This is a genomic window from Hydrogenophaga sp. (assembly GCF_030656115.1).
Taxonomy (GTDB): domain Bacteria; phylum Pseudomonadota; class Gammaproteobacteria; order Burkholderiales; family Burkholderiaceae_C; genus Hydrogenophaga.
In genome coordinates this window covers 1-1,557 of sequence record NZ_JAUSOO010000157.1, presented here as the reverse complement: position 1 = coordinate 1,557, position 1,557 = coordinate 1, and the positions used below count along the sequence as shown (strand labels likewise).

The 1,557-nt window shown below is 62.9% G+C and carries 2 protein-coding genes; both read right to left on the bottom strand.

From position 1 onward, the window contains the following. Nucleotides 1-865, bottom strand: an 865-nt coding sequence (locus tag Q7J58_RS20765; RefSeq protein ID WP_304831775.1) for an AMP-binding protein, incomplete at its 3' end; no start/stop codon positions are given. 24 nt (nt 866-889) lie between these two features. Continuing rightward, nucleotides 890-1,557 (bottom strand): TetR/AcrR family transcriptional regulator (locus Q7J58_RS20760; protein WP_304831773.1); only part of this gene is annotated, 668 nt, incomplete at its 5' end.

Genomic DNA, 1,557 nt, shown 5'->3' with positions numbered 1-1,557 from the left:
ACTTGCCCGGGTTTGCGCGCAGCGTCTGCAGCAGCGACAACCAGATGGTGGGCACACCACCGGTGACGGTGACCCGCTCGCGCTGGTACAAGTCGAGCAGCGATTCTGAGTCGAGGTGCGGGCCGGGAAACACCAGCTTGGCACCGACGAAAGTTGAGACGAATGGCAAACCCCATGCGTTGGCGTGGAACATTGGCACCACCGGCAGCACTGTGTCAGTACCCGACACGTTGATCCCCCCTGGCAGTGCCGCCACGAGCGTGTGCAGCACGGTGGAGCGGTGCGAATAGACGACACCCTTGGGGCTGCCCGTGGTGCCCGAGGTGTAGCACATGCCGCAGGGCGCGTTTTCATCGACTTCAACACATCTGAAGTCATCAGTCGCTCCACCGATGAAGCCTTCATAGTCCTCGTACCCCTGCGGCACCGGCTTGCCTGTCAGCGGCACCACAATGATGCGCTCGAAGTTGACATCCTTGGCGAACTGCGCCAGCAACGGCAGCAAAACATCGTCGACGATCAGGAAACGGTCCTTGGCGTGGTTGACGGTGAACGCAATGTCGTGCGGGAACAGGCGCAAGTTGAGGTTATGCATCACCGCGCCGGCCGCCGGAATGCCGAAGTAGCACTCGAGGTGGGCGTAATGGTTCCACATCAGGGTTGCGACCCGGTCACCGGGCTGGATGCCGGCCTTGACCAGCGCCTCGGCCAGACCCTTGGCCCGACGGTGGAAGTCGGCGTAGGTATGGCGATGCAGGGACTTGTCGGGCATCCTCGATACGATCTCCACCTTCGGGTGGTACAGCTTGGCCCGCTCCAGGAAATGATTGAGCGAGAGCGGCACTTGCATCATGGTCGATTTCATAGCTGCTTTTCTCCTGTTTAGCTTTCAATTCAAAGAAGGTACTGTTTCGGACGGCCCTGCTCCCGGGCTCTCCGAAGGGGTACCGATAGCCTTCGACCTACTTGCGCATGCCGCACCTTGCACATCGGATGCGACCACACGAGGAAACAGCATCGTGTACATGCGCTGCGCCAACGTGTCGATATCCAGACGCCCGCCAGGTCGGTACCACTGCGCCGTCCAGTTGAGGGCGCCGAGCACCGTCTGGCGCACCAGCACGACATCGGCATCGACCAGCCCCAGCGCCGCAGCCTCGCTGATCGGAGCCGTCCACAAGGCCTCGTAGGCGTCGCGCGATGCCATCACCCGGGTCTGGGCGGTCGGCGAAAGGCTGCGCCACTCGTAGAGCAGCACGGTCATGGCGTCGAGCCTCGTACCCAGCAATGCCTTCAGGTGGCTGCGCACCATCGACAGCAGCCGCTCGGGCAGGCGCGTCTCGCCAGCCAGCCCGTCGCGCACCGACTGCATGATGTCGCGAACGCCCTCCTCCATGATCGCCACCAGCAGTTCCTCCTTGGTGGCGAAGTGGTAGAAGATCGAACCCGAAGTCATGCCCATGGCCTGGGCAATCTCGCGCACCGAGGTGCGCTCGAAACCCTGTCGCCGGAACCGACTCGCCGCAGCCGCCAGGATCGCATCTCTGCGCGGGAGTG